Raw genomic sequence first — 1,871 nt, forward strand, 5'->3', positions numbered from 1 at the left:
ACCGCTCTTCCGATCTGAGTAAATAACGTACCGAAACGCGCTTTATCTTCAAGAGTGGTTTCAACGAGACCTACAGCAATCGCCATACCGTCTGGGGTTTGGTTAAATAACATTGGTTGACGTGCCGTTACGTGGCTCCATACACGATCTTCAAACACTTGAGTCCACGCTGTGTTCTCAATGTTTTCAATCATTTTGGTGAGCACGATGGTGTTCATTGATGCGTATCTAAAGTGTTCGCCAGCGCCTTCACCCTCAATTTTTTGAGTGTCGCGTGCTACGTCTGTCCAACCTTCCATTTCACCGGTTGAGTAACGTGGTGAACCGAATGCAGAGGCAAAGAATCGAACAACGGGAGAATCTGGGTTAAGAATGGATTCTAGTGTTTCTTCGTTATCTAGGCCGGTAGTGTGGTTTAGCGCATCCAACACAGTGACATCATCCCAAACGGTTCCAACTAACGTTGGAATGTAAGTGGTGATTGGTTTCTTAGGATCGATTTTGCCTTCTTCAACCAGCATTGCTGTCACAAGGCCAACGGTTGTTTTTGCAGAAGATGCCCAAATATGACGGTCGGTTGGCTTCATACCAGGGTAGGCTTCGTAAACGATCTTACCTTCATGGATCAGCATGAAACCTTGGGTACGGAACTGAGGATCATTCACGTACTGATCCATGGTCATTTCGCCCTTGGTTTTTGTGACTACTTTTAAGTCGCCAAGGTCTTTGTTAATGGCTTTAACCAGTGGCTTATACTCTTCACTTGGGGAAGCGAGAGCAGTAGGCATGAATTCACTCATGTGCATGTTGTAATACATAGAGTGGTCGCCACCCATTTGCCAGTGGAAGTTGTTGAAGTTAGCACGTGCAGCGTCAATAAATTCTGGTGTAAATGATTCCTTTGCCGCATCGACCGGCAGGCTTACCATTGCGCCTTCCGCTTTCAGAGCAGCTTCTACGGGATTCAATGGTTGTTCAACTGAGCTTGCTGAGCTACTTGCAAATACGGGTGAAGCAAGTACAGAGACAAGTAAAGTGAGTGGTTTTAGTTTCATTATTTTTCCTATCTTGTGACAAATTTATGGAACATTAAAACGTGAGTGAATATAACGATTTACCGGACAAAGTGATGGGTCATTTGGTGACACTTCGACAGTTTTGATGCGTTGAAGTCAATATTGGCGGTAAGGTCACATTTTTTGGGGTTGGATAAGGTCATCTGCTCAATGAGGATGACCTTTTATACGACCAATTTCAGTCAATGAAGGGTTATTCTTGTTCGTTATAAAACTCGGTAACTTAGTTATGTTTTTCATTTTATAACAATGGTTTAAGGAAAAGTGACGCCTGCTGTTTCGCACTTTTCCTATGCGATTTGCAACCACTTACTGACTGTGGCTAGAATCGTGTTTCCCCGTTAATCGAGAGAAATATTCACTGGTTTAGAACCATTGAAACGCTCTCTGAGTCGCTGGAATACGGCGTAGAATCCAGGAGTAATCACCACCCCTAGCACGAGCACACAAAGAATTCCTCCTAATAGGGTGAGACCTGTGCCATTTTGTGCAATTGAACCGGGACCCGAGGCAAAAGCGAGGGGCAAAATACCCAAAATAAAAGACCATGAGGTCATATTGACTGCTCGGAAACGCATAGTACCGCCTTTCTCTGCTGCATCTTCGATGCTAAGACCATGTTCTTCACGTTGAATTTTGGCAAACTCAACAATCAAAATGGCATTCTTCGCGGCTAAAGCAATGAGCAGAATCAATCCGATTTGACCGTAAAGTGTCATAGCCAGACCTGTTAGAGAAAGCGCAAGATAAGCACCTAGGGCGGCGGAAGGCGCTGCAATGATAATAGCAGCGGGT

Annotated in this window: 2 protein-coding genes; both read right to left on the bottom strand. The window is 44.6% G+C overall.

Annotated features, from left to right (window positions below; all coding sequences use genetic code 11):
* Positions 1-1,055: serine hydrolase domain-containing protein (locus tag ACP45E_RS08725; RefSeq protein ID WP_069584902.1), on the bottom strand; the 1,055-nt coding region annotated here is incomplete at its 3' end.
* Positions 1,056-1,417: 362 nt separating this feature from the next.
* On the bottom strand, positions 1,418-1,871 hold a 454-nt coding region (locus ACP45E_RS08730), incomplete at its 5' end, for an efflux RND transporter permease subunit (protein WP_141707263.1).

The sequence above is a fragment of the Vibrio genomosp. F10 str. 9ZD137 genome (assembly GCF_049974785.1).
Classification (GTDB): Bacteria; Pseudomonadota; Gammaproteobacteria; order Enterobacterales; family Vibrionaceae; genus Vibrio.